Source organism: Vasconcelosia minhoensis LEGE 07310 (genome assembly GCF_015207255.1).
In the GTDB taxonomy this organism is placed as follows: domain Bacteria; phylum Cyanobacteriota; class Cyanobacteriia; order Phormidesmidales; family Phormidesmidaceae; genus Vasconcelosia; species Vasconcelosia minhoensis.
Genome location: NZ_JADEXG010000005.1, coordinates 92870 through 118170 on the forward strand (window position 1 = coordinate 92870; position 25301 = coordinate 118170).

24 protein-coding genes and 1 pseudogene are annotated in these 25301 nt (G+C 55.8%); 9 read left to right on the forward strand and 16 right to left on the reverse strand.

Annotated features, from left to right (window positions below; genetic code table 11):
• The first annotated feature begins 22 nt into the window (after positions 1-22).
• The 3 genes from IQ241_RS03670 (at position 23) to IQ241_RS03680 (ending at position 2743) form a co-directional block, all read left to right on the forward strand.
• The gene (locus tag IQ241_RS03670; protein WP_193905057.1) at positions 23-910 is read left to right on the forward strand and encodes a sensor histidine kinase; all 888 of its coding nucleotides are present in this window, start codon (positions 23-25) and stop codon (positions 908-910) included.
• Between the two features lie 158 nt (positions 911-1068).
• Entirely contained in the window at positions 1069-2379 is a 1311-nt protein-coding gene (gene thrC / locus IQ241_RS03675) for a threonine synthase (RefSeq protein ID WP_193905058.1), read from the forward strand.
• Positions 2380-2467: 88 nt separating this feature from the next.
• The gene (locus IQ241_RS03680) at positions 2468-2743 is read left to right on the forward strand and encodes a MoaD/ThiS family protein (RefSeq protein WP_193905059.1); all 276 of its coding nucleotides are present in this window, start codon (positions 2468-2470) and stop codon (positions 2741-2743) included.
• 20 nt (positions 2744-2763) lie between these two features.
• Here IQ241_RS03680 and ilvN read toward each other — a convergent pair whose 3' ends face one another.
• The gene (gene ilvN / locus IQ241_RS03685; RefSeq protein WP_193905060.1) at positions 2764-3282 is read right to left on the reverse strand and encodes an acetolactate synthase small subunit; all 519 of its coding nucleotides are present in this window, start codon (positions 3280-3282) and stop codon (positions 2764-2766) included.
• 235 nt (positions 3283-3517) lie between these two features.
• On the opposite strand from ilvN, the gene infC reads away from it, so the two are divergent.
• Complete coding sequence (infC, locus tag IQ241_RS03690) at positions 3518-4036, forward strand: translation initiation factor IF-3 (RefSeq protein WP_193905061.1); 519 nt, start codon at positions 3518-3520, stop codon at positions 4034-4036.
• 21 nt (positions 4037-4057) lie between these two features.
• Here the strand turns inward: infC and topA are convergent, their stop codons facing one another.
• Complete coding sequence (topA, locus tag IQ241_RS03695; RefSeq protein ID WP_193905062.1) at positions 4058-6787, reverse strand: type I DNA topoisomerase; 2730 nt, start codon at positions 6785-6787, stop codon at positions 4058-4060.
• 513 nt (positions 6788-7300) lie between these two features.
• Between topA and IQ241_RS03700 the strand changes: the two genes are divergently transcribed.
• Positions 7301-8869 carry an NAD(P)H-quinone oxidoreductase subunit N gene (locus IQ241_RS03700; protein ID WP_193905063.1) on the forward strand — a complete coding sequence of 523 codons (1569 nt, stop codon included), beginning with the start codon at positions 7301-7303 and terminating at the stop codon, positions 8867-8869.
• On the opposite strand, the gene trmB is transcribed toward IQ241_RS03700, so the two are convergent.
• On the reverse strand, positions 8850-9494 hold the full coding sequence (gene trmB / locus IQ241_RS03705; RefSeq protein ID WP_193905064.1) for a tRNA (guanosine(46)-N7)-methyltransferase TrmB: 645 nt from the start codon (positions 9492-9494) through the stop codon (positions 8850-8852). The two genes, IQ241_RS03700 and trmB, sit on opposite strands and share 20 nt — an antisense overlap.
• A 108-nt stretch (positions 9495-9602) precedes the next feature.
• Between trmB and aroC the strand changes: the two genes are divergently transcribed.
• From aroC to IQ241_RS26310, 3 genes and pseudogenes are all read left to right on the forward strand, one after another.
• On the forward strand, positions 9603-10694 hold the full coding sequence (gene aroC, locus IQ241_RS03710; protein ID WP_193905065.1) for a chorismate synthase: 1092 nt from the start codon (positions 9603-9605) through the stop codon (positions 10692-10694).
• A 5-nt stretch (positions 10695-10699) separates the two neighbouring features.
• Positions 10700-11041 carry a cupin domain-containing protein gene (locus tag IQ241_RS03715; protein WP_193905066.1) on the forward strand — a complete coding sequence of 114 codons (342 nt, stop codon included), beginning with the start codon at positions 10700-10702 and terminating at the stop codon, positions 11039-11041.
• 19 nt (positions 11042-11060) lie between these two features.
• A pseudogene (locus IQ241_RS26310) lies at positions 11061-12372 on the forward strand (cytochrome P450).
• 37 nt (positions 12373-12409) lie between these two features.
• Here IQ241_RS26310 and IQ241_RS03725 read toward each other — a convergent pair.
• From IQ241_RS03725 to IQ241_RS03750, 6 genes are all read right to left on the reverse strand, one after another.
• A complete protein-coding gene (locus IQ241_RS03725; protein WP_193905096.1) occupies positions 12410-12658 on the reverse strand; it encodes a UPF0175 family protein in 249 nt (82 codons plus the stop codon).
• 28 nt (positions 12659-12686) lie between these two features.
• Complete coding sequence (locus tag IQ241_RS03730; protein WP_193905067.1) at positions 12687-13025, reverse strand: type II toxin-antitoxin system RelE/ParE family toxin; 339 nt, start codon at positions 13023-13025, stop codon at positions 12687-12689.
• A complete protein-coding gene (locus tag IQ241_RS26315) occupies positions 13009-13218 on the reverse strand; it encodes a hypothetical protein (RefSeq protein WP_390622413.1) in 210 nt (69 codons plus the stop codon). Before IQ241_RS26315 ends, IQ241_RS03730 begins: the two co-directional genes overlap by 17 nt.
• Before the next feature lie 522 nt (positions 13219-13740).
• Complete coding sequence (locus IQ241_RS03740) at positions 13741-13950, reverse strand: hypothetical protein (RefSeq protein WP_193905068.1); 210 nt, start codon at positions 13948-13950, stop codon at positions 13741-13743.
• A 75-nt stretch (positions 13951-14025) separates the two neighbouring features.
• The gene (locus IQ241_RS03745) at positions 14026-15543 is read right to left on the reverse strand and encodes a Uma2 family endonuclease (protein WP_193905069.1); all 1518 of its coding nucleotides are present in this window, start codon (positions 15541-15543) and stop codon (positions 14026-14028) included.
• A 61-nt stretch (positions 15544-15604) separates the two neighbouring features.
• Entirely contained in the window at positions 15605-16231 is a 627-nt protein-coding gene (locus tag IQ241_RS03750; RefSeq protein ID WP_228021352.1) for a calcium-binding protein, read from the reverse strand.
• A gap of 207 nt (positions 16232-16438) precedes the next feature.
• Between IQ241_RS03750 and IQ241_RS03755 the strand changes: the two genes are divergently transcribed.
• Entirely contained in the window at positions 16439-18028 is a 1590-nt protein-coding gene (locus IQ241_RS03755) for a DEAD/DEAH box helicase (protein WP_193905071.1), read from the forward strand.
• A gap of 8 nt (positions 18029-18036) precedes the next feature.
• On the opposite strand, the gene IQ241_RS03760 is transcribed toward IQ241_RS03755, so the two are convergent.
• From IQ241_RS03760 to IQ241_RS03790, 7 genes are all read right to left on the reverse strand, one after another.
• A complete protein-coding gene (locus IQ241_RS03760; protein ID WP_193905072.1) occupies positions 18037-18432 on the reverse strand; it encodes a hypothetical protein in 396 nt (131 codons plus the stop codon).
• A gap of 128 nt (positions 18433-18560) precedes the next feature.
• Positions 18561-19526, reverse strand: coding sequence for a GTPase Era (era, locus tag IQ241_RS03765; protein ID WP_193905073.1), 966 nt, complete (start codon positions 19524-19526; stop codon positions 18561-18563).
• A 3-nt stretch (positions 19527-19529) separates the two neighbouring features.
• On the reverse strand, positions 19530-19961 hold the full coding sequence (locus IQ241_RS03770) for a secondary thiamine-phosphate synthase enzyme YjbQ (RefSeq protein WP_193905074.1): 432 nt from the start codon (positions 19959-19961) through the stop codon (positions 19530-19532).
• Positions 19962-20063: 102 nt separating this feature from the next.
• Positions 20064-21137 (reverse strand): glycosyl transferase, encoded by a 1074-nt coding sequence (locus tag IQ241_RS03775; protein WP_193905075.1) that lies wholly within the window; start codon positions 21135-21137, stop codon positions 20064-20066.
• 212 nt (positions 21138-21349) lie between these two features.
• Positions 21350-23239, reverse strand: coding sequence for an ATP-dependent zinc metalloprotease FtsH2 (gene ftsH2 / locus IQ241_RS03780; protein WP_193905076.1), 1890 nt, complete (start codon positions 23237-23239; stop codon positions 21350-21352).
• A gap of 172 nt (positions 23240-23411) precedes the next feature.
• On the reverse strand, positions 23412-24869 hold the full coding sequence (gltX, locus tag IQ241_RS03785) for a glutamate--tRNA ligase (protein WP_193905077.1): 1458 nt from the start codon (positions 24867-24869) through the stop codon (positions 23412-23414).
• A 104-nt stretch (positions 24870-24973) separates the two neighbouring features.
• Positions 24974-25258: a DUF427 domain-containing protein gene (locus IQ241_RS03790; RefSeq protein WP_193905078.1), complete on the reverse strand. Its 285-nt coding sequence runs from the start codon at positions 25256-25258 to the stop codon at positions 24974-24976.
• Between the last annotated feature and the right edge of the window lie 43 nt (positions 25259-25301).

Consider the following 25301-nt stretch of genomic DNA (forward strand, 5'->3'; position numbering starts at 1 on the left):
TTACCGAGAGCAGGCTGACGCAGTGGATACTAATTTTGTGACTTTGCTAATTGGCGTGGCGACCGGCCTGGGGATCAGCTACATTTTGCGCCGTCCCACGGCAGAGAAAATTGAGCCGGCTCAGCCTGAAGTCGCACCGCCCGCGATCGCGCCACCCAGCCCGCCGCCGTCACTAGCCTATCAGCGGCTGGCGGATCTGGAGCGTTTCAAAAGTGGCTATCTGGCTCGCACGGCCCACGAACTGCGATCGCCGATCAATAGCCTGATTAGCCTGCATCAGCTGATCCTCGAAGACCTCTGCGAAGGCCCAGAGGAGGAGCGCGAGTTTATTGCCCAGGGCAAAGATACCGCACTCAAAGTGCTGGCCCTGTTCGACACGATTATGGCGGTCTCTAAGCTGGACATCGGGCGCGAGCAGCCACAGCTTGAGCCAGTGCCCTTAGCTCCCATGCTGGCCGAAGTCAAAACCCTGACCGAGCATCAGGCCGCTAACCGCAGTCTGCATCTGACCATTGAGCAGCCCGATGAGTCAAAGACCGGTGAATCAAAGATCGTAACCGACCCAGCCTGGCTGAAGACGCTGCTGGTCAGCCTGGTGCAGGACGCGATCGCGAATTCCGCAGAGAATACGCTGCGGCTTTGGGTCGAGCCGCTGGATGACGGTGTGGGAATTTGCCTAGAGCGCGATCGCACTGCTGCCCAGCTTCAAAACGAACTTGCTGAAGTCGCCGACGGCACGCTAAAGGAAGTCGAGCGCACCGCTGCCCCGGTTCAGCTTTCCACCGGCCTGGTACTGGCCACAGCTCAGCTGGCGCTGGAATATCTCAACGGTCAGCTAGAAATTTTGCCCCACTCAGCAGAAAACCACAGCATTGTGCGCTGTCGATTTGATACATCCACTGATAGATAAGGCTTCTGTCTATACCCGACTAAAACAGTCGGGTATGTTTGCTCTATTTTGTACCCCGTGCTACCATCAGCCAAGCTTGGGTAAAAGGTTCCTTCTGGGCGCTATCTGAGCGATTGGTAACTGACTTACCCCGTTGTAGCTAGCAGAGATTAAAAAAGATGACTCAGGCAGTTGATACTCCCAGAACCGCTTCTCGCCAGGCGACCTTTACCGGCCTAAAATGCAAGGAATGTGGCGAAACCTATCAGCCTGAGGCTAAGCACGTTTGCGAAGATGTCTGCTTTGGGCCGTTAGAGGTGGCCTACGACTACGACGCGATTCGGCGGCAGGTCACCCGCGAAACGATTCAGGCCGGCCCCAACTCGATTTGGCGGTACCGGGCCTTTCTGCCGGTTGAGACTGATACGCCGATTGACGTAGGCACCGGCATGACGCCGCTGCTGTCGGCTCAGCGACTGGCCCGACGGCTGGGGCTAAAGCAGCTCTACATCAAAAATGACGCAGTCAATATGCCGACCCTGAGCTTTAAGGACCGGGTGGTGTCGGTGGCGCTGACCCGGGCGCGGGAGCTGGGCTTCACCACGGTTTCCTGTGCGAGTACGGGGAATCTGGCGAATTCGACGGCTGCGATCGCGGCCCATGCCGGTCTAGAGTGCTGCGTTTTCATTCCTGCTGATCTGGAAGCCGGCAAAATTCTGGGAACGCTGATCTACGATCCGACGGTAATGGCCGTCCAGGGCAATTACGACCAGGTCAACCGGCTCTGCTCTGAAGTCGCCAATACCAAAGGCTGGGGCTTCGTCAATATCAACCTGCGGCCCTACTATTCCGAGGGGTCTAAGACGCTCGGCTTTGAAGTCGCCGAGCAGCTAGGCTGGCAGCTGCCGGACCACATCGTCGCGCCGCTGGCATCCGGCTCACTCTTCAGCAAAATTCACAAGGGCTTCCAAGAGTTTATCAAGGTCGGCCTGGTTGAAGACAAGCCAGTTCGGTTTAGCGGTGCCCAGGCTGAGGGCTGCTCGCCGATCTCTCAGGCCTTTAAGGAAGGGCGCGACTTCATCACGCCGGTTAAGCCCAACACCATTGCCAAGTCTATCGCGATTGGCAATCCAGCCGACGGCGTGTATGCCCTGGACATTGCCCGCAAGACCAACGGCACCATTGAAGACGTCACCGACGCTGAGATTATTGAGGGGATTAAGCTGCTGGCCGAAACTGAAGGCATTTTCACTGAGACGGCGGGCGGGACCACGATCGCGGTGCTGAAGAAGCTGGCTGAAGCCGGTAAAATCAACCCTGATGAAACGACGGTGGCCTACATCACCGGCAATGGGCTGAAGACCCAGGAAGCCGTCAAGGGCTACATCGGCGAACCACTGACGATTGAGCCCAAGCTCAACAGCTTCGAGCGGGCCTGGGAGCGGGCCAATACGCTCAACCGCTTGGAGTGGCAGCAGACGTTGGTCTAGTCAGTTTTAGGCGGTTGGTTCATCTGAGCTGACCGCTGATTCAGGCATTCATTTACAAAACTACCGTTTAACGTTCTAAAACACCGCTATGTCCGTCAAAGTTCTCATTCCCACCCCGCTGCAAAAATTCACCCAAAATCAGGCCGCGATTGAATCTAACGGCAGTAGCATCACCGAGCTGCTCAACGACCTAGAAAGCAATTTTCCTGGGATTAAGGCTCGGCTCTGCGATGAAAAGGGCGATCTGCGCCGCTTTATCAACTTCTATGTGAATAGCGAAGATATCCGATTCTTAGACGGTCAGGCAACGCCGCTCAAGGATGGCGATGAGGTCAGCATCGTTCCCGCTGTGGCCGGTGGCTGAGCCTAGATGGCTCAGACCGCCTAGACTTTGCTTTCCAAAGACTTGAGGTATTCGGTATTAACGCCCGACTCGCGAGTTAAGGCAATTTTTCCAGTCCGGGAGATCTCCCGAATACCAAAGCGGTTCAGCACCTGAACGATAGCGACCATTTTGCCCGGATCGCCGACCACTTCAACCGTCAGCGAATCCTCCGACACATCGACCACGCGAGCCCGAAAGATCTGAATCAGGCCCACCACCTCAGCCCGATTATTGCTGTTGGCGTTGACCTTGAGCAGCATCAGCTCGCGCTCGACGCAGGGCGTCTCGGTAATATCCTGCACCTTAAGGACGTTAACCAGCTTGTAGAGCTGCTTAGTCAGCTGCTCGATGACCCGATCATCCCCGGGCACCACCATCGTAATTCGTGAAATGCCGACCTGTTCGGCTGGGCCAACGGCCAGGCTCTCAATGTTAAACCCTCGCCGGGCAAAGAGTCCGGCAATCCGGGTGAGGACGCCTGCTTCATCTTCCACCAGGACTGAGATCGTGTGCTTCATAACTCAAACTTGTGCGCGTAGTCTCTCATCTTAGCCTGCGGCCCTGAGTCTGTTAAGCCTTTTTCCAGCAGTCATGACCTCTGCTCTTTCCTGAAGGCTTGGCGCCAGCTAAATCGTATCAAATTGCAACGAAAACGGGTGAGATCGCGGCGGTTTGATTCTAATATTTAGGTAATTTTCAATGGGCTTTCAACCTTAGGTCGAAAGCTAAACTTGTCCTGTTGATTATTTGCCGATGCGTAGCACTCGAAACGTTCCACCGATTAATCACAATATCAGAGTTCCACAGGTCCGGGTGATTGCAGCGGACGGTGAGCAGCTGGGAATCATGTCTCCCAAAGAGGCGATGGAGTTAGCCGATGAGCGGGGTTTGGACCTGGTCATGATCAGTGACAAGGCCGAGCCGCCGGTCTGCCGGATTATCGACTACGGCAAGTACAAGTTCGAGCAAGAGAAAAAGGCCCGTGAGGCCCGTAAGCGCCAGCACAACGCCGAACTCAAAGAAGTGAAAATGCGCTACAAAATTGACGACCACGATTACCATGTGCGCGTCAACCACGCCGAGCGGTTTCTCAAGAGCGGCGATAAGGTCAAGGCCACAGTCATGTTTCGGGGCCGAGAAATTCAGCATACCGATCTGGCTGAAAAGCTGCTTCAACGGATGGCCAAAGATCTGGAATCGGTCGGAGAAGTGCAGCAGCTTCCCAAGCGGGAAGGTCGCAATATGATTCTGCTGCTCTCACCTAAGAAATGAAGCCGCTCTGGCCCCAACCGACTAGGATGCCTTCTGCGAATCGTCGGCCTTGGTAGAGCGCTTGCGAGTCGTCTTTTTGGCAGTCGAGCTGCTTTTCTTAGCCGCCGTCGCCCGCTTAGTCGAAGTCTTTTTCGCCGTAGCCTTCTTCGCTGTGGTTTTCTTCGTCGTGGTGGACTTAGTGGACTTGCGCCGAGCGGGCTTTGACCCCGCCTTCTCGTCGATCAGCTGAACGGCCTCTTCTAGCGTTACCTCCTCAACTTTTTTGCCTTCAGGCACAGAGACGTTGGTTTTGCCGTGCTTTATGTAAGGGCCGTAGGGACCGTCGTAAATGTTGATGGGCTCCTCATCAGCAGGATGCTTACCCAGTTCCCGTAGGGGCGTCGCGGCCTTTTTGCCCCGACCGCGCTGCGCCTTGGGCTGAGCTAGCAGCTCCATTGCTCGCTCAAAGGTAATGGTCAGAACATCGTCGTCTCCCTTGAGCGAGCGATAGTCCTTACCGTCTTTGCCCTGGTCATGGACGATGTAGGGGCCAAAGCGACCCAGGCTAGCCTTAATTTTTTTGTCAGTGTCTGGGTGCAGGCCCAGCGTTCTCGGTAGAGAAAGCAGACCTACGGCCATCTCCAGCGTCACATCCTCCGGCTTGACGCCCTTGGGTAAAGAAGTGCGCTTCGGCTTAGGCGTCTCCTCCGTCACGTCACCCAGCTGAACGTAGGGGCCATATTTGCCGATTAGTAGATAAATCGGCTCTCCGGTCTCGGGATGGAAGCCAACCTTATCGGGACCTTCAAGCTTTTGCTTCAGCAGCACCTCGACCTGCTCGTCATCCAGATCGGCGGGACTGACGCCGTCGGGGATCGATGCGGTCACGGGCTCATCCTGACCGTTGACGACCTCAACGTAGGGACCATACTTACCGATGCGCACCTTAGCTGAGAGATCGGCTAGCGCTACGGTACGAGCCACGCTGGGATCAATCTGGTCTTCCCGGTGCTGTACCTGCTGTTCTAGGCCGTCTTTGCCGGAATAGAATGTCTTGAGATAGGGTAGCCATTCTGCTTCCCCCGTCGAAATTTCGTCGAGCGTCTGCTCCATTCGGGCGGTAAAGCTGACGTCTACCAGGTCGGGGAAGTGCTTTTCAAGCAGTTCGGTCACCGCAAAGGCCGTAAACGTCGGCATCAGGCTATTGTTTACCAGCTGAGCGTAGTTGCGCTCGATAATCGTGCCAATCACCGTAGCGTAGGTGCTGGGGCGGCCTATCCCTTCCTTTTCCAGCGTTTTGACCAGGGTGGCTTCGGTGTAGCGAGCAGGCGGCTGGGTTTCATGACCAATCGCTTCTAGGTCTGAGCAGGTGGGGCTGTCGCCGACTTTCAGCGACGGCAGCGTCACCTCCTGGTCTTCAATCGCGGCGTCGGGATTGTCAGAGCCCTCCACGTAGGCCCGGAAGAAGCCTGGAAAATCAATCCGCTTGCCGGTTGCCTTGAAAGTCGCATCGTCAACTTCAATCTGAACCGTAATGTGGGTCTGGCGGGCGTCGGCCATCTGGCTAGCGACGGTCCGCTTCCAGATCAGCTCGTAGAGACTGAGTTCCCGACCGGAGAGGTTGGTTTCCTGGGGTGTGCGAAAGATGCCGCCAGCGGGTCGAATGGCCTCGTGGGCCTCTTGAGCCCCCTTAGACTTGGTCGAATACTGGCGCGGCTTGGGGCTGAGGTATTCTGTGCCATACTTGGTCTCGACACAGCTGCGAGCAGCAGCCACCGCCTGCTTAGAGAGGCTGACCGAGTCGGTTCGCATGTAGGTGATGTAGCCCTTTTCGTAGAGGCCTTGGGCGGTCCGCATGGTATCGCGGGCCGACAGCCGCAGCTTGCGGTTAGCCTCCTGCTGGAGGGTAGAGGTGGTAAAGGGCGGAGCCGGCTTGCGGGTGGAAGGCCGCTCGTCGATATCGGTTACGGTCCAGGCGCTGGTCAGTAATCGCTGCTGGAGCGATCGCGCCTGTTCCTCATTCAGCAGCGTCACCTGACGGCCTGCGGTAATCTGGCCGGTGGCTTCATCAAAGTCGCTGCCGTTAGCGATGCGGGTGCCCGCTAGGCTCACTAGTTTGGCTTCAAAGGGGCTCTGCTGCTGGAGTAAGGTCGCCTTCAGATCCCAATAGCTGCCCCGCCGAAAGGCTCTGCGGGCCTTTTCTCGGTCAACCAGCAGCCGCACGGCCACCGACTGCACCCGACCAGCAGAGAGCCGCCAGGCAATTTTCTTCCACAGCAGCGGCGATAGGGTATAGCCCACCAGCCGGTCGAGAATCCGCCGCGTTTCCTGGGCGTGGACGAGCTGCTCGTCGATATCCCGGCAGTTGTCCAGCGCCGCCCGAATGGCATCCTCGGTAATTTCGTGGAAAACCATTCGCTTGGTCGGTACCTTCGGCTTAAGAATTTGCAGCAGGTGCCAGCTAATGCTTTCGCCCTCGCGGTCTTCGTCCGTCGCCAGGACTAGCTCATCGGCGTTGGCTAGCGCTTCTTTTAGCAGCTTCACCACCTTCTTTTTATCCCTCGGGACCACGTAGAGCGGTTCGAAGTCAGCTTCTGTATTGACGCCCAGCTGAGCCCACTTTTCTTCCTTAACCTTAGCCGGGATCTCACTGGCCGACTTGGGCAGGTCGCGGACGTGACCCATCGACGCCTCTACCCGATAGTCACGGGGCAGATAGTTGCGGATGGTCTTTGCCTTGGTGGGGGACTCAACAATGACGAGCTTGGACATACGGCCAGAACGTTCTTAAACGAGGTGATGGGTGGGCGGCAGCCTGTCTGCTGCTAAGCGACGAAGGGTGACCTGAGCTTTCTCAACGCCCTCATTATTTATCAGGGAGCTCGAAATCAGCAGGACGAAACTATATCAAAGCATTCCCAATCCCGAAGCAAGCTGCAACGGACGTTCAATTCGATTGCGGGCCGATCGCGGATGGGCGGAGCTTCTCTATTTATTCAGAGATAGATCAAAAAGGCAGAGTCCGTCCACCTTTTTTTTAGAAACTAGGTCTTTCATAGGTCATTCAACCGATGTACCCGTGGCAACCTGTATTCGCCACCATAGCGCCTTAGCCCCCTTTTTAGCGCTGTCTGACGAAATATCTGCATTAACTTTCTTTAATTGTGCCTATTGCTCAGATTGCAATAAAGACTTTTTCGAACTGGATTTTCTACCCAATCCCGTGGGGATTCGCAAAAATACACGGTAAGATTCCAAAGAAACCCCTACTTTAAGTCTTAGTCCATGGACGTTGCCAATATCGCCGCTCAGCTGAATGCGGGCAGAATTTTGCCAGAGGGTATTATCATTTTTACCCTGATTGTGATTTTAGTGGGCGACCTAATTGTGGGGCGGAGCTCGGCCCGCTGGACGCCCTATGCCGCGATCGCGGGTCTGCTCGCCGCCATCGGCGCGCTGTTTTACCAGTGGGGCGCAGTCAACCCAATTGCCTTCTTAGGCGAATTCAACGGCGACGACCTGAGCGTGGTCTTTCGCGGCATCATTGCCCTATCAGCCGCGGTGACGGTGCCGATGTCGGTACGCTATCTGCAACAGTCGGGCACGCCGCTGGCGGAGTTTCTGGTGATTTTGCTGACGGCCACCCTAGGCGGAATGCTGCTTAGCGGCGCAGATGAGCTGGTCACCCTGTTTGTTTCGCTGGAAACGCTGAGTATTTCGTCCTACCTGCTAACGGGCTACATGAAGCGCGATCCCCGCTCTAACGAGGCGGCCCTGAAGTATTTGCTGATTGGCGCGGCTAGCTCAGCCATTTTCCTCTACGGCACCTCGCTGCTCTACGGTCTTTCCGGTGGCCAAACCCAGCTCAGCGCGATCTCGACCAACCTGGCACAAAACAATACCGAAGCCCCGATTGGCCTGGTGATTGCCCTGGTGTTTGTGATCGCCGGGATCGCCTTCAAGATTGCGGCGGTTCCCTTTCACCAGTGGACGCCCGATGTCTACGAGGGATCGCCCACCCCAGTGGTGGCTTTTCTATCGGTGGGGTCTAAAGCCGCTGGGTTTGCGCTGGCAATTCGGCTGCTGGTAACGGCCTTCCCGCTGGTCTCGGAGCAGTGGCATTTTGTCTTTACGGCCCTCGCTATCCTGAGCATGGTGCTGGGCAACGTCGTGGCCCTGGCCCAGACCAGCATGAAGCGAATGCTGGCCTACTCCTCCATTGGCCAGGCTGGATTTGTCATGATCGGGCTGATTGTCAATACCGACGCGGGCTATGCCAGTATGCTCTTTTACCTGCTGGTCTACCTGTTCATGAACCTGGGCGCGTTCACCTGCGTCATCCTATTCTCGCTGCGCACCGGCACCGATCAGATCAGCGAATACAGCGGCCTCTATCAAAAAGATCCGCTGCTGACCCTGGGACTGAGCATCTGTCTGCTTTCCCTGGGCGGAATTCCACCCCTGGCGGGCTTCTTCGGCAAAATCTACATTTTCTGGGCGGGCTGGCAGGCTGGGGCCTATGGCCTGGTCCTAGTCGGCCTGGTAACCAGCGTGATTTCAATCTACTACTACATCCGCGTCGTCAAGATGATGGTGGTTAAAGAGCTGCCAGAAACGTCCAATGCGGTGAAGAACTATCCGCCCATTCGCTGGAATTTGCCGGGGATGAGACCGCTCCAGGTCGGGCTGATTGTCGCTGTAGTCGCGACTTCCCTCGCCGGTATCTTCTCAAATCCGCTATTTACCTTAGCTAATAGCTCAGTCGAACGGACCCCCATGCTGCAAAAGCTGGTCAATGTCTATCCGGCGGAAGTAGCTCAGATTGAAGAAATGCCTATCCGGCGCAGCGAGTAAACAGGGCTCTATAAATCGGGTTGCCTTTTTCTAGGGTGACCCGTTCTCGATCGGTCTGGGCTGGCAGCGGATTTTCCGCCAGCCAGCCTTTTTCGCGCTGTTCAAAGCCGGCATGGCTGGCAAAGCGATCGCGCATCTCCACCGCCACTTCCTCAATGTCTGACTGCAAGAGCACCCAGCCATCCGCAGGCAAAAATTCCGCTAGCACCTCGACCAGCTGGGGCTGCACCACCCGCCGCTTTTGATGACGCTGTTTAAACCAAGGATCGGGAAACTGAATGCTCACCTGCTGTAGTGGACAGGGAGGTTCCCAGCTTTCTAACAGCGGCCTGAGGGAGTTGTTCGCGTTGCAGAAGATGAAATGCAGGTTGGAAAACCGGGCGCGATCTCGCCATGCCAGCGCCTGCTCAACCAGCGGCTGCCGAATTTCCAACCCCAAAAAATTCCACTCGGGTACCTGCTCCGCCATCTCGCGCAGAAAGTAGCCCTTGCCGCAGCCGATATCTAAATGCAGCGGCTGCTGGGGATTGGTGTAGACCTGCGACCAGTCCGGTGGCACCGCAGGCGTACGGTACTTTTCATTAAACGGATTGACGTGCTGACGGACGCGGCGAACGCGGGGCAAGGGTATCTCCTGATGAACAATCTTTAGTCAATTTGGCAAACCCGAGACCGGCGCAAAGCCAGCCGGCGTTTTGCGATACGATCAGAAGGCCAAATTTCAAGCGAGTTTATGGGCAATACCTTCGGCCATCTTTTTCGGATTACCACCTTCGGCGAATCCCACGGCGGCGGCGTTGGCGTGGTGATCGACGGCTGCCCGCCCCAGCTCGAAATTTCTGAGGCCGAGATCCAGCAAGACCTGGATCGTCGCCGCCCCGGCCAGAGCAAGATTACCACTCCGCGCAAGGAAACCGACACCTGCGAAATCGTTTCAGGCGTCTTCAACGGCAAAACCCTGGGCACACCCATCACTATCTTAGTTCGCAATAAGGACGCCCGCTCCCAGGACTACGATGAGATGGCGCTGAAATATCGCCCCTCCCACGCCGATGCCACCTACGATGCCAAGTACGGCATTCGCAACTACCAGGGTGGCGGGCGGTCTTCGGCTCGGGAAACGATTGGCCGGGTGGCGGCGGGCGCGATCGCGAAAAAAATTCTGCACCAGGTGGCCGGGGTTGAGATCGTCGGCTATGTCAAGCGCATCCAGGATATCGAAGCCAGCCTCGACCCCAATCAGGTGACGCTGGCCGCAGTCGAAAGCAACATCGTCCGCTGCCCCAACGCTGACCTGGCCGAGCAGATGATCGAGCGGATCGAGCAAATCCGCAAGGAAGGTGACTCGATCGGCGGCATCGTTGAATGCGTCGCCCGTCAGGTGCCGAAAGGGCTGGGCTCCCCGGTGTTTGACAAGCTCGAAGCCGACCTGGCAAAGGGAGCGCTCTCCCTACCCGCCAGCAAAGGCTTTGAAATTGGCTCTGGCTTTGCCGGGACGCTGCTCACCGGCAGTCAGCACAACGACGAGTTCTACACCGACGCCAGCGGCAATCTGCGCACCCGGACCAACCGCTCCGGCGGTACTCAGGGCGGCATTTCCAACGGCGAAAATATTATTATTCGGGTTGCCTTTAAGCCTACGGCCACCATCCGCAAGGTGCAAAACACCGTCGATCAGCGCGGTCAGGCCACTCAGCTGGAGGGCAAAGGCCGTCACGATCCCTGCGTCGTCCCCCGAGCTGTCCCCATGGTAGAGGCGATGATGGCGCTGGTGCTCTGCGACCACCTGCTGCGTCAGACCGCTCAGTGTGACGTGCTGAAATAAGGCTCATGAAGCTCACCCAACTAACCCAGCTCCCCGAAGAAGCCGTCTCCCACAATCCCGAAATCCGCAAGCGGGTGATGCTGCGCTCGGGTGACCTGCCTTACCTGACCAATTTTTCCCAGGCTCGGTTTGCGCCGGGTCAGGTTGCAACGGCCCACGCCCATACCGACATGTACGAAGTCTTCTTGGTCGAGTCCGGCAGCGGCACTATCCGCATTGACCAGCAGCCCTACCCGCTCACCCCTGGCGTCTGCGTTGCCGCTGAACCCGGCGAAGTCCACGAGGTCAGCAATACGGGCCAGGAGGTACTGGTCCTGACCTACTTTGGTATCCAGACATCTACTTAGCTCTAGAACGGCCTATCTGATGTCCAACCAAATCAAAACGCTACCCCCCGGCAATCTCGGCCTGTCTAGCCTTGGAGACAGCTTAGATTTTATCCGTGACAACGGCGGTTTTGCGGCCAAGCGCCATGCCCAATACGGCCCGGTTTTCAAAACTCGGCTATTTGGCCAGCCCATGGTTTTCGTGCGCGGCGCTGAGGCAAATCGCTTTATCCTCAGTCAGGAAAATCAGAGCGTTAGGGTCGATTGGCCATTCAGCGTCAAAGCTTTACTGGGACGGCGATCTCTGGCGCTCCAGGCTGGCGATGTCCAAAAACAGCGCCGCAAGCTGATGGCCCAGGCTTTTCAATCGAGGGCATTAGAAGGCTATATGCCAACGATGTATGCGATCGGAGAGCGGTACTTTGAGCGGTGGTGCCAGGTCAGAACGCTATCTTGGTATCCAGAGCTGCGGAAATATACTTTTGATATTGCTGGAAAGCTCTTGATAGGGCTAGACCATGCCGCAGAAACCGATTTGGGCCATTGGTTTGAAGAATGGTGTGGCGGATTGTTTTCACTGCTGCCGCTACGTCTACCTGGCAATCGGTTTAATCGCGCCTATCGCTGTCGTGAGCAGCTGCTCTACGGTATAGAACAGCTGCTCACGACAGCGCCAAGAGCAGCCAAATCTGGGGCAAGATGCTCTGGGCATTTTGCTAGAGGCTGAGGATGAATCCGGCCAGCGGCTTGGGATTGAAGAACTCAAAGATCAGCTTTTACTGCTGCTGTTTGCTGGGCACGAAACGCTGACCTCAGCCCTAGCTTCCTTTTGCCTGCTGCTTGCTCAGCACCCAGAAGTCAAGGCAAAAGCAAGATGCGAACAGGCCCAGTTTCAGACAGCCGAACTCTCTTTGGAATCGCTCAAGCAGATGACCTACCTGGATAGCGTACTCAAAGAAGTACTGCGCCTGATAGCGCCGGTGGGCGGCGGCTTTCGAAAAGTGGCAAAGACCTGCGAGCTAGGCGAGTATACGCTACCTGAAGGCTGGACCGTGCTGTATTCAATCAATCTTACACATCTGGACAGCGAGATTTTTCCCAATCCAGAGCGGTTTGAGCCGGAACGATTTCGCGATCGCAGCCCGGAACCCTTCAGCTATTTACCCTGCGGCGGCGGCGTCCGAGAATGCCTGGGCAAAGAATTCGCTCGCTTAGAGATGAAGCTCTTTGCCGCCCAGCTGCTGCGACAATACGACTGGGAACTGTTGCCCAACCAGGATTTAGAGCTGAAAACGATTCCCACGCCTCGACCCAAAGACGGTCTCAAGGTTCGCATCTGGGAGTTGGAATAGTCCTATCGGCTTTCGGCAATAATAGAAATGATGGCGGTTACAGCCGACCCAACGCCTTCAGGTTTCGCAAATCCAGTTCAAAGTCTTCAACATCATAAGAGTAGAGGGGAATGTCTCGCTGCTTGAGAAGCTGGCGAAAATCACTGCTAGACATCTCCGCTAATTTACTCGCATAGCCTACCGTTAAGCGGCCTGTTTGAAATAGATACAAAGCAATCTCTTGGCGAAACTCACCCGGAGTCAGCTGAGACGCCTGTAAGATTTCGTCTGAGATACCAAAGCCCATTTTGGATCTACTTTTCAGTCTTAAAAACCTAAATACCACCTTCCATTTCATCAACGTCCTCCGGCGTTAGAGGTGCTTGAGCACCATGGCGGAGATATAAAATGTAAACCGTGGTAACTCGAATCGTAAAGAGCACTCGATATGCACTTTTAGCTTTTCCGTATAAGAGTTGCCGTACTTCTTCTGGAAAAATATCATGTTCAGTTGTTAAAGCACAGCGATGAGGCTTCTCTTTCAGAGTGGCAATAGTATTCATTAAGCCTCTAAACCAGCGATCGGCGAAATCAGGATTCCGCTCTCTGTACCAAAGATAGGCTTGTTCAATTTGAGCTTCCGCAATCGGAGTAATTTCAACCTGAAATGCCATACTTCTGCTGCATTTCTAAAGCAAAATCTTCAACCGGACGAGATTGCCTTGAATTGACCTCCTCAAAACCTTTTTGAATTCCTTCGATGGTTTCTAACCGATCTATCAGCTGACGGAGTTTGACAGAATCAATTTTGTCAGGTTCTAGAAAAGTAACAAGTACCTCGGATTTAGCGCTAACATCTCGCGGCAGTCCAGTAGACTGGGCTTTTACGTTTTGACTAGCATCTCCGTTTTTTTGAGTTATAGCTATCTTCACAATATGTAGCCATTTAGCTAATTTACCAACTTCAAACCATGCAAAAATAATTACCCCAGACAGGAAAAGCGTAATCCCAGAATTGAGAATAAATTTTAAGTTTTCAGCATTCCATGAAGATATCCATACTTGCACAATTACACCAAGTGTGGCGGAAATTGCGATTAGGATTTTCCAATCGTCGCTAGAATACTCAATATCCGTTTTGACAGTTTCTAAATCGTTTTTTTGGTAAGGAGAGAGTTTAGTCGCACATTCGTACTTTCTCTTCTTAAAACTCTTATTTTTGGATATATTACTGTTTTTTTCAAAAGTCTGTAAAACCTCTAAAATTTCCTCTTTACCATTGGTATTGTCAACTATGCTTTCAGTCATGACTTTGCGTTTGAATATATATGAACTTATGGTGCAGAAACTTTTTTGAGTGTCAAACGCCCTAATCTTGTATTCGTTGAGTTAACTTTTCCATGAAGCACGTTCCCGGTTGATGTACGCTTGAGTATCGAGCCCTTGCCACAATTCTTTCCCTAATCTCTTTAGCTCCATGATGCTACGCTTCGGATTAAGCTGCATCCGGTGACGCGCCGCTAATTCTTCCAAGAGCTGAAGTTTCTCGTCTGAAGCAAGATTTTCAATCTGGCGGCGGATATCCTGATAGGTTGCCATAGTCCCTAACCGATGTTTCTACTGTCGATCATGCCACATGCCTATAGACTCAGCACCTTCCTTTTAGTCCAGCCTTCAGGTCGCGGCATCGGGCTCTACCCAGTGAAATTTCATGCGCTCTTGGGGGCGGGGGCCATGGGGCTTTTGGGTGCCTTCTAAAATTTGCATCCGTTGGGAAATTTCTGGCCGGTCTCCGGGTAGAGCCCATACGGCTTCTGTCAGCTCGACCGGTGGCGAATCCGGCAGAGTTTGCCAGACCTGCCATTTCCGAAAGCCCTCCGGCACATCCCACAGGATTAACTGAATTTTGGACCAGGTATTGAGGGGCTGGTCATTGAGCAGTGATCCAATGACGCCGATACCGCCGACACCGTGTTCATCCTTTAGCCGCCGAGCGATCGCGCTAGCCTGCTGCCACCACCGTTCGCGCTGCTGCGCATCCTGCTGCTGTTCGCGGGCTAGCCGTCGCAGGACCCGCACCCATTCATAGCCCGGCATGAGTTTGACGGTTTCTACCAGGCCCAGGCTCATCAGTAATAGCGCGATCGCGTTTCGAGTCCCAGTCACGCCACCAACCAGTGGGAAAGGCCCCCCTTCCAGCTTTGTCTCAGGGCACCAGGCAATAAACTGCTCGGGACTAATCGGCTGAGGTGCTAGTCCCACTACGGGCGCAAAGGGCAGGCTGCCGTAACTTAGCTCTGCGCCAGGTTCCTTTCGCAGCTGCCACTGGCGGGGCTGGTTAACGCAGGTAAAGGCAGACAACTTTTGTAAATAGGGCGATCGGCTTTCTTCATAGGCCAGCCAAAAGATGCTTGGGCTGAAGCTCAAATTCGCAACACCCCGATAGCAGCCGTCGGGGTCAAGGCGGCCAGACTGATATCCGTCCGGTGTCCATTGCCAAAACTGAAACTGCTTTAAAGCCGGATCGACTATCCAATAGTGCGCGACTTGAGCTCTTTCGTATAGGTTCCGCCTGATCTGCTGATCGACTGTGCTCTGCTCGGGCAGGCCGATCTCGATAATCAGGTGAGCCGCGACCTCGGTGTAATAGTCATGGGAAATGTTCTGGGATAGCTGCTCAGCCGTCAGCAGGAAAATATCCGGGATCAGCAGGTCCTGTCCGAGCTGCATACCGTAGTTTGGCCCAAAACGGCTGCCCAGGTAGCTACGGCTGAGCGCAGAAGAGAGCGCCTGAATCAGGTAGTCGCGAATCCAGCGGTGCTCTCCAACGTACTTTGAGCCGAGGGGCGGGTGGGTTTCGTCGCGATAGATGGCTGATAGCGGCAGAGACTCGGCCCAAAGGAGCCAGTCTGCCTCAGTTTGGCAGGATACGCTATAGCCTAGCCGCAGGGCTTCCCACCAGCGATCGAGCGGGGCAAAGGCAATGGCGCTTTCCAACCCCCAGCCAATCAGCGCCTCCTTTAGCAGCCAGCGGCTGCCGTCCAAAGTCCCGCCGACCAGAAATTGACCGTTGACCAGCTCCAGCCGAAATTCGGGCCATTGGCAAAACTGTAGGTCGATCGCCTGGGAAAAGCAGTGATTTTCTAATTCCTCCCGGGGTGAACGGTCAGGCGGCTGACTGGGCATAGGCATCACAGGTACTAGCAATAGAAATGGCGGTCGTCACCCATTGAAACCTGGCCTGAAGATGGCCTTAGCGATTTGCAAACCATACCGCATAGAGCTGAACAGGTTTGTAATTGGAAGACTGTTTGTCCATTGCTGCCAAATCGCAGAGGGGGAAATCATATCTCATACGCTCATGTCTGATGTTAGCAAGCACACCATATAGATCATCAACGTCCGTGATTCCCTGCACCGTGACCCGATCGCCACTACGGATCCCGCCTCGCTCTTGCCATTCGGTCACTTCTGCCGCAAAAGGAAATTTCAAAACCTTTTCCAGATGAGCCATCCACGCTCCGAGTACAGCCCATTCATTATTGGGGTCAGCGCCAGACAGTATCTTCTGAATCTCTCTGCTTTCTTCACCCAAATGATCCCAGGCGTGTTGCATCTCAATTTGGCTAGTGGCCTGAGCGACTTCTTTCTCAGAGTCCCTGGGAGTGGCTAACTCTACATCTGTCGCTAGAAGGTTCATCTTTCGCCATTCCAGCCCTTCTTCTTCACAGTCAGCAATCATTGAATCTGGCATCTTTTTAAGCGACAGGCTGTCCCAACTAACACAGATAATCTCTTCTTCCAAAACCTCAGACACTCTACCCTGCCAGCCACCGATATTGACACCAAAATCAGGGTCTTGGACAATTGGGCTTAACAACAACAGAATCACCTACTTTAATAGTCATCTTAAGCCCTGCCGTCTATCTGCTTTACCACCGACTTCAGCTGATGCATAGCCTGATCAACTCCCGCACGCTTGTTACATCTTCAAACTGCCATGTCCTAGATTCTAGAGCGCTTTGCTATATCATGGGGGAGCTAGCCCGATCGCATGTTCTAGTCTCACCCCTTCTCGCCTGTCCCAATGACCGTTAGCTCTTCGGTGCCGCAGCTGCGTCCTTATCAGATTGACCTGATCAATGACCTGTACCGTCAGCTCAACCAGGGACATCGAAAGATTGCCATCGTGGCCGGGACAGGGGCGGGTAAAACCATTATTAGCGGTCAGATCTGCGCCCATGCCGAGGCGGCAGGGCATCGGCTGATGTTTTTGGTGCATCTCGACGTGCTGGTGGGGCAGACCTACGAAAAGATGAAGGCGTTTGGGCTCAGGTGTGGCTTCATCAAGGCGGGGTGGGAAGAAAACCGGGACGCGCCGATTCAGATTGCCAGCATTCAGACCATGGCCAAGCGGCGCTGGTGGCAGAAGTGGCCTGCGGACGTGGTGTTTTATGACGAGGGGCATATTACCCTATTCAGTCAGGTCGGCAAAAAGGTGCTGCGCCAGACCCATCCCAACGCCGTGCATTTAGCGATGACGGCGACGCCGCTGCGGTTGGGCAAAGAGCAGCTGGGCGACTATCTGGATACGCTGGTGGCCTCACCGGTGCCCAGCACCCTACAGCAGATGGGCTACCTCTCGACCATGAAGTACTACAGTATGCCGCTGGACAGCATGGCCGATCTGAAGCCCGTGCGCACCGTGCGCGGCGACTACGACGAGAAAGACTTGAAAACCGCCTGCGATCGCCCCGAGCTGGTCGAAAAAATCGTTCAGGAATGGCAGCGGCTCACCCCCGGCAAGCGCTCCATTGCCTTCTGCGTCGATATTGAGCACGCCCACCACGTCGCCGCTGCCTTTCGTCAGGCTGGCATTACTGCCGAGACTGTAGACGGTAATACGCCGATTAAAGAACGGCGACAGCTCTACGACGCCCTGGGGGCGGGTGAGCTGTCGCTGCTGACCTCCTGTAACGTGATTAGCATTGGCTTTGACGAGCCCAGCGTCGAAGTAGGGCTGATGCTGCGGCCCACCAAGTCCAGCGCTATGCACTTTCAGCAGCTGGGGCGAGTCATGCGAATTTCGCCCCAAACCGGCAAAGAATGCGGCATCATTCTGGACCAGGCGGGCAATCTCCAGCGGCTGGGCTTCCCTGAAGACATTGAGGAATATACGCTGCCGACGCGTAACCAGTCCTCCTCAGGCGGCGGCGCCGCGCCAACCAAGCCCTGCCCCGCCTGTGGCCGCATCGTCTATGCCTTTATCGTCAAATGTCCCGACTGCGGCCATCAGTGGATTCAAGACCGGCCTATCTTCGTCGAAGACATGGTGGAAATTTACTCTAACGACCAGGCCCGGCAGATTAAGGATATTCCCACTCTGATCCAGCTGTTTCACGGTCATCGACGGCGGGCCTTTAAGCAGGGCTACGCGCCGACCTGGGCCGAGCGGGCGTTTTTTGAACAGTGCGATCGCGTGCCCCGCCCCGAATGGACCCACGGTTCCCTCTTCGGCTCGCGTCCGACTATGGAAGAGCAGCGTTTGATTCTGGCCTATTTGCAAAACAGCGCCCGGCGGCTGGGTAAGAGGGCCGACTGGGTCGTGCGCGAGTTTGAGCGCGAAGTAGGGCCAGGCAGCTGGGAAAGCGTGGCTCAGTTGCAAAAATCTAGATAAATTGGGAATTAATCTGGCCTTTTGGCTTCTAGCTCAGCCAGGGTTTGGAGGACGAGCTGTTTGGCCTGGAGTTTCCAGCCGCGTCGTTGTACCGCGATCGCGGCTGCCCCACCTACCACTGTCGCCACAAAATCTACCGGCTGCCGAAAGGAAATACCGAACAGCAGCCCCAGCCCGGCAATGCCCCAAAACGGGAGGGCGATTGTCTGGCGCTGGTCGGCGATTAGCTTGTTGACAAAATCTGTTGGCATCTCTGCTTCGAGGTCGGCCTTGGCCTGTTTTTGCTGCGCCGGAGGCACCATCACCCCAATTTTCTGCCGCAGCTTCTCAATCTTCCGCGCATCCGTACTGTACTCCGCTAGCTGATCCTCCGCCAGCATCACCATCTGCTCAGCCTTCGTCATCCCACCTTCCTCCCTATCCCAAAACCCATTTCTTAAACCCTATCATCCCTGACGCGACGCTTCGCGAACACCTTATGAGGGCATGGCAACCATGCCCCTACCCATCACCCGATCACCCGATCACTCCCCTACTCATCCACCCGATACCCAAACTCCGCCAGATGCATCCGCGACTGCCGCCATCGGGGCTGCACTTTTACAAAAATCTCCAGATACACCTTCCCGGCAATCAGCTTCTGCATCTGCTCACGGGCGGCGCTGCTGATGGTTTTCATCATGCTGCCCTGCTTGCCAATTAGAATTCCTTTCTGCGAATCGCGCTCCACGTGAACCGTCGCCAGGATGCGGGTGATTTTTTCATCCTCTTCAACCCGGTCGATTGCGATCGCGACCGAATGGGGCACCTCTTCGCGAGTATTCAGCAGCACCTGTTCGCGAATCAGCTCACCCATGATGAAACGCTCGGGCTGGTCGGTAATTAGGTCGGGCGGGTAGTAGTAGGGACCGACCTCTAGCCGCTCGATCAGCATTCTTTGCAGTGATTTCAGGCCGTCACCGGTCAGGGCAGAGAACTTTACAACTGGCCAGCCGTGAGCCTGGGCCAGGGTCTCGTAGCTCTGGCCAATCAGCGCTACTTTGTCGGGCTCAGTCGGCTGCTGGTCAATCTTATTCACGCCGAGGACGACGGGCACGTCGCTTTTGCTGACCAAGTTGGCAATAAAGGCATCGCCCCGACCCGCTGGCGTGGAGCCATCTACCACGAACAGCGTCACATCAACAGAGCTGATGGCCATCTGCGCATTTTTCACCAGCACCCGGCCCAGCTCATGGTGCGGCTTATGGATGCCGGGCGTATCGACAAAGATAATCTGCGCCTGGGGCGTCGAGAGAATACCCCGCAGCCGATTGCGGGTGGTTTGGGCAACGGGGGAGGTAATCGCGACTTTTTCGCCGACAAGATAGTTCATCAGCGTCGATTTGCCCACGTTAGGGCGACCGACGATGCCGACGAAGCCAGAGCGAAACCCTTTCGGCGGGGTAGGAATGGTTGACCCCAAGTAGGCGTCTACGATACTAGAAGAATCTTGCGGCATAGACTAATGGCCGGTAATGTGAACAACGATTTCGCGGGTATGACTGCGCTGACGATGCTCCCAGACATAAATTCCCTGCCAGGTTCCCAGCGCGAGCCGACCGTTCATAATCGGGATTTGCTCAGACGTATGGGTCAAGGCAGTCCGGATATGGGCGGGCATATCGTCGGGGCCTTCGGTACTGTGGCGATAGTCTCTCCCTTCGGGTACCAGCTGGGAGAAGAAGTTTTCCATATCCTTCAGCACATCCGGATCGGCATTTTCCTGAATCACCAGGCTGGCTGACGTATGGCGCAGGAAAATACTGCAAAGTCCAGTCTGGACGCCGCTTTCCTTGACGGCTTCCTGCACCTGGTTTGTGAAGCGGCCTAGGGATTTGCCTTCGGTACGGAGCCGGATCGTGGTTTGGTAGTGGGTGGGAGTTGTGGTGGTCATGGGTGGTTGGAGAGGGAAGAGGGAAGAGGGGTAGGTAGTGGGTTGACTTCTTATAGGATAGGTCAGGTGCTGGAGTGACTGACGGATCGATTGGTTTGAGGGTCATGATAGGAGGTAATCGATGACGGCTTGGGCGATCGCGTTTCCTCCATCCTTGGCAATCTGCCGATCGGTCTGCGGCGGCTGCAAAGGTTCTTGTAAAAACGACCAGTCTCCGGCGAAGAATGCTTCTGCGTCTAGGATCTGATGCCGGGTAACCTGCTGCATTCCGGCAACCAGGACGGCGGCTTCGGCGAAATCCTGACGGGGTATTGTGACGATGCCTTTATCCAGGCGGCAGGCTTCGGCAAAGGTGCTGTAGCCGGGCTTGGAGACGACGCGATCGCAGATCGGCATCCAGTCCACCGGGCGCATTCGGCGGTCGGTCACCTTGTAAAGATTGGGCAGGTCTGGGGCCTGGTGGTCAAAGGTAATAAACTGCCAGTCTGGAAATTTAGCCAGGCTGTCGTAGGGAATTTGAGCCAGCCCTAGTCCACCAAAGGTCAGCAGGACGGTGCGCTCAGGCGGCTGCTCCGGCAGCAGGCGCGATCTCAGCTCTGCTTCAGAATAGGCCGGGTTTCCTCCCGTCAGCCCGACATCAGTAACGTGGGGAAAGGCCGACATTGGTTCGTGGAAGGGCAGGCGAAATAAGCGATCGCACTGGCTGAAGCAGTCGGCAATCCAGTCGGCAATCTCGGCAAAGCCGCCGCCCCAGGGTCGATAGATGAAGTCCCAGCCAAAGTTGCTCATCATCCAGCAGGGAATATCGGCAGTGTGCGCGATCGCGGTTGCCAGGGGCGGAATATCGGCCAGCACCAGGTCAACGCCAGCGGATTGCAGAAAGGCGGCTTCCTCTGCCACTAGCTCATCTTGATTGGCGCGGATTTGCTCCAGCTTCTCCAGCGTCGCGGCCTTATCCATGTTCAGGCTGTCGCTCTGGATGACGCCAACGTCAAAGCTGCGGGGTCTCAGAGTGAAGGACCGGAGCAGGTAGGACTTCAGCAGCCATTCGGGGGCCGTGGTGGCAATGATTAATTCTAGATCGGGGCAGCGCTCTTGAATCCTGGCGGCGGTGGCAGCGGCGCGGGTGGCATGGCCGAAGCCGTGGTTGGTGATGGCGAGGTAGAGGGTGGGCATGGGGAGGGGAAGGTAGTGGGTGGTGGGTGGTGGCTGAAGTGGGAGGTGTTCGCGCAGCGTCGCCGTAGGCGTTAGGGGTAATGGGGTAGGGGCATGGTTGCCATGCCCCTGTGCAGTGGCGCGTTAAGGGTAGATGGGGTGATGGGTGAGCAATAGAAAAGGCTCATCCTTGTCGGATGAGCCTTTTATAGCAGAGGCTATTGAGCGGCTAGCTAGAGCTGAGGGACGAAGCGCTCTTTTTCGGGGACGTGGGTGTGTTCTGCAACGATTTGGCGCAGCTCGTCACCGTCGATTGACTCGCGCTCGATCAGCAGATCGACCAGCCGGTCGATCACTTCGCGGTTGTCTTGCATGATTTGCTTAGCTTTGTCATAGCAGTGCTCGACGATGGAGCGCACTTGCGAGTCAATTCGCGTGGCAATTTCTTCGGAATATTCTGAAGAGCGCGACATCCAGTCACCGCCCAGGAAGACTTCGCCCTGCTGGCTCTCTAGCGAGAGCGGCCCCAGGTCGGACATGCCAAACCGGGTAACCATCTGCCGGGCCATCTGGGTTACCTGCTGGAGGTCGTTACCGGCCCCAGTGGTGACTTCGGCATCGCCAAAGATGATGTCTTCCGCAGCCCGACCGCCCAGCGCGCCGGTAATCCGGGCGAGGATCTGCGATCGCGAAATTAGCATTTGCTCTTCGCTGGGGGTAAACCAGGTTAAGCCCTGGGCCTGACCGCGGGGAATCAGCGTTACCTTCTGTACGGGGTCGTGGTCTTTCACCAGCGTACCGATGATGGCATGGCCAATCTCATGGTAGGCAATCAGACGCTTACTCTTGCCGTCTACCAGCGGCGTGCCTTCCATCCCGGCGACGACGCGGTCAATCGCAGCGTCTACCTCTAGCATGGTGATGGCTTCTTTACGGCGGCGGGCGGTGAGGATGGCGGCCTCGTTCAGCAGGTTAGCCAGGTCAGCGCCGGTAAAGCCAGGCGTGCGCCGGGCAACCATGTCTAGCGAAATCTGGTCGTCTAGCTTCTTATTGCGAGCATGGACTTCCAAGATTTCCAGCCGACCCTTCATATCCGGCGGGTCTACCGTCACCTGACGGTCAAACCGACCCGGTCGCATTAAGGCAGAGTCGAGCACATCGGCCCGGTTGGTCGCCGCAATCACGATAATGCCGGTGTTGCCTTCAAAGCCGTCCATTTCGGTCAGCAGCTGATTCAGGGTTTGCTCCCGCTCATCATTGCCGCCGCCGATACCGGCCCCACGCGACCGGCCAACCGCATCGATCTCATCGATAAAGATGATGCAGGGCGCGTTTTCCTTGGCTTTCTTAAACAGGTCGCGTACCCGAGAGGCCCCGACGCCGACAAACATTTCGACGAATTCAGACCCGGAGATGCTGAAGAAAGGCGTCCCGGCTTCACCCGCGATCGCTTTTGCTAGCAGCGTCTTACCGGTTCCTGGCGGGCCGATCAGCAGTACCCCTTTAGGAATGCGAGCCCCAACGGCGGTAAAGCGCTCCGGCTTTTTCAAGAACGTGACGACTTCCTGAAGTTCTTCCTTGGCTTCTTCAATCCCAGCGACATCGTCAAACATGATGCCGGTATTCGCCTCCATCATGAAGCGGGCCTTGGACTTACCAAAGTTCATCGCCTGGCCGGGACCGCCGCCAACCCCGTTGGAGCGCCGGAAAAGGAAGAACAGGCCGCCAATCAGCAGGAAGGGAAACAGCAGGTTACCCAGGATGCCCAGCAGCGCCCCATCATTGCGCGGTGGATGGGAGTCTAGGTTGACGTTGGAGCCTCTGAGCTGCTCAACCAGTTCGGGCGCATTCCCCGGCAGCTCTACACGCCAGCGCTGAATCCGATTGTCAATCTGCGGATCAACTGCTTCAATAATCGCCGTCCGGCCGCCGTCGTAGAGGTCCACCGAGGTGACCCGCCCGGCCTCCAAATAGTCTAGAAAGCGACCGTAGGTCATGCGCGTGCTAGCGGTATTGCGCCCCATATCGGTCGGGCCACTACCCACGGAGCTCTGCCAGAAGAAAAACCCAATCACTAATAGCGGCAATGTCCACAGGAGGACGACTCGCCAAGAAAACTTCATAACTCAGTAGCCTCTGTACGTTTAATCAATTTACTTCAACTCCAGCGAACCAGCGCTCCGCTGGCCGCGCTCACTTTTTATGAGAATAATCTTTACTAAATTTAACGTAATTTTCCCGTTAGGGACAACAAATGTAAAATAGAGCACCTATAGCCCTGCTTCGGGATCTGGTTTAGGAAACCGAACGGCCCACCGAGATCGCGCCTTCCAGCCGCTTCCGGTCGTATCCGCGCCGGTGCAAAATCAGCCAGGATTCCACCAGGTCAGGCCCCTGCATTGTGCCCATCAGCGCTGCCCGCAGCGATTTCATAATCAGCCCTTTCTTCACGCCCTGGGCCTTCGTCACCTGGTTAATTAAGGCTTTGGCGTCCTCTGTGGTTGTCAGACCGGAGCTGTCTTCCAGTGCAGATTTCACCGCTGTCATCAGCTCTGGCACGCCTTCCAATGAAAGCTGCTTTTGGGCAGCATCGTCGTAGTCTACAGTCGGGGTGAAGTAGAACCGGCTGAGCTCGATGCAGTCCTTGAGCCGGGTGAGGCTGGGGCCAATCATCGCCGCTAGGGGCAGCAGCCAGTCGCGATCGCGCTCCAGCTCAAAGTCATAGTCGGCGGACTTAAGATAGGGCACGATCATCTCCAGCAGCTGCGCCGGCGGCGTCTCATGCAGATATTGGCTGTTAATCCAGTCCAGCTTATCCCAGTCGAACTTAGCCCCGGCCTTGTTCACCCGGTCAAAGCTAAAGTGCTCAGCCGCTTCGGCCAGGGTAAACAGCTCCTGCGTATTCGGTGGCGACCAGCCCAGCAGGGTCATATAGTTAGCCAGCGCCTCAGCGGTAAAGCCCATGGACTGGAAATCTGAAATCGAGGTGACGCCGTCACGCTTGGACAGCTTTTGACCCGAGCTGTTCAAAATTAGCGGCGTATGGGCAAATTTGGGGATATCTACGTCCAGGGCTTCGTAGAGCAAAATCTGCTTGGGCGTATTGCCGATGTGGTCTTCGCCGCGAATCACGTGGGTAATCTGCATATCGGCGTCATCCACCACCACCACAAAGTTATAGAGCGGCTGCCCGACTTCGCCCGGTGCGGCGGCTCGCGCCAGCACCATATCGCCGCCCAGGTCGCTGCCCTGCCACTGCACCGGGCCGCGCACCAGGTCGTTCCAGGTAATGGTGCGATCGCGATCAAGCTTGAAGCGAATCACTGCCGATCGGCCCTCGGCCTCGAAGGCGGCAATCTGCGCTGGCGTCAGGTCACGGTGCTGATTGTTATAGCGGGGCGCTTCGCTGCGGGCCTGCTGCGCCTCTCGCATGGCGCTCAGCTCCTCAGGGGTTTCGTAAGCCCGATAGGCCAGACCTCGATCGAGCAGGGACTGAATCTGCTGACGGTATAGGTCCATCCGCTGGGACTGGTAGAACGGTCCTTCATCCCAGTTCAGACCGAGCCATTTCAGCCCGTCCAGGATATTTTGCGTATATTCCGGTCGCGATCTCGCCTGGTCAGTATCCTCTATCCGCAGGATGAACTCTCCCCCCAGGTGGCGGGCATAGAGCCAGTTAAAAACCGCCGTACGAGCGGTACCAATATGTAGACTGCCAGTGGGACTGGGAGCGAGTCGAACGCGAACAGGCATGGGTTTTTCAGCAGGAGTGAGCAGACAGGCGCCCGCAGTTAGGAACCTGTATTGAAGTCAAAGCCTATTGTAGCGACCGGCCGTCCGCAGAGGGTAAAGGACGCTTAGGATTCGACCTGGACCCCCCGCCAAAAGGCAATATAGCCTTTGATGTTGCTCGCTGCTTCCTTGGGGTCTGGGTAATACCAGGCGGCGTCCGGATTTTTCTCGCCGTTGACTTCCAGGGTGTAATAGCTAGCAGTTCCTTTCCAAGGACAAAAAGACTGCTTATCGCTGGGCTTGAAATACGCCGAAGCGATTGCATCCGGTGGAAAATATTGATTGCCTTCCACCACCTCGCACCGATCGCTCTCGGCTAAAATAGCGCCATTCCAGATTGCTTTTGGCATATGACAGGTCCCGATTAATCCGCTTCTAAAATGGTAACCACCT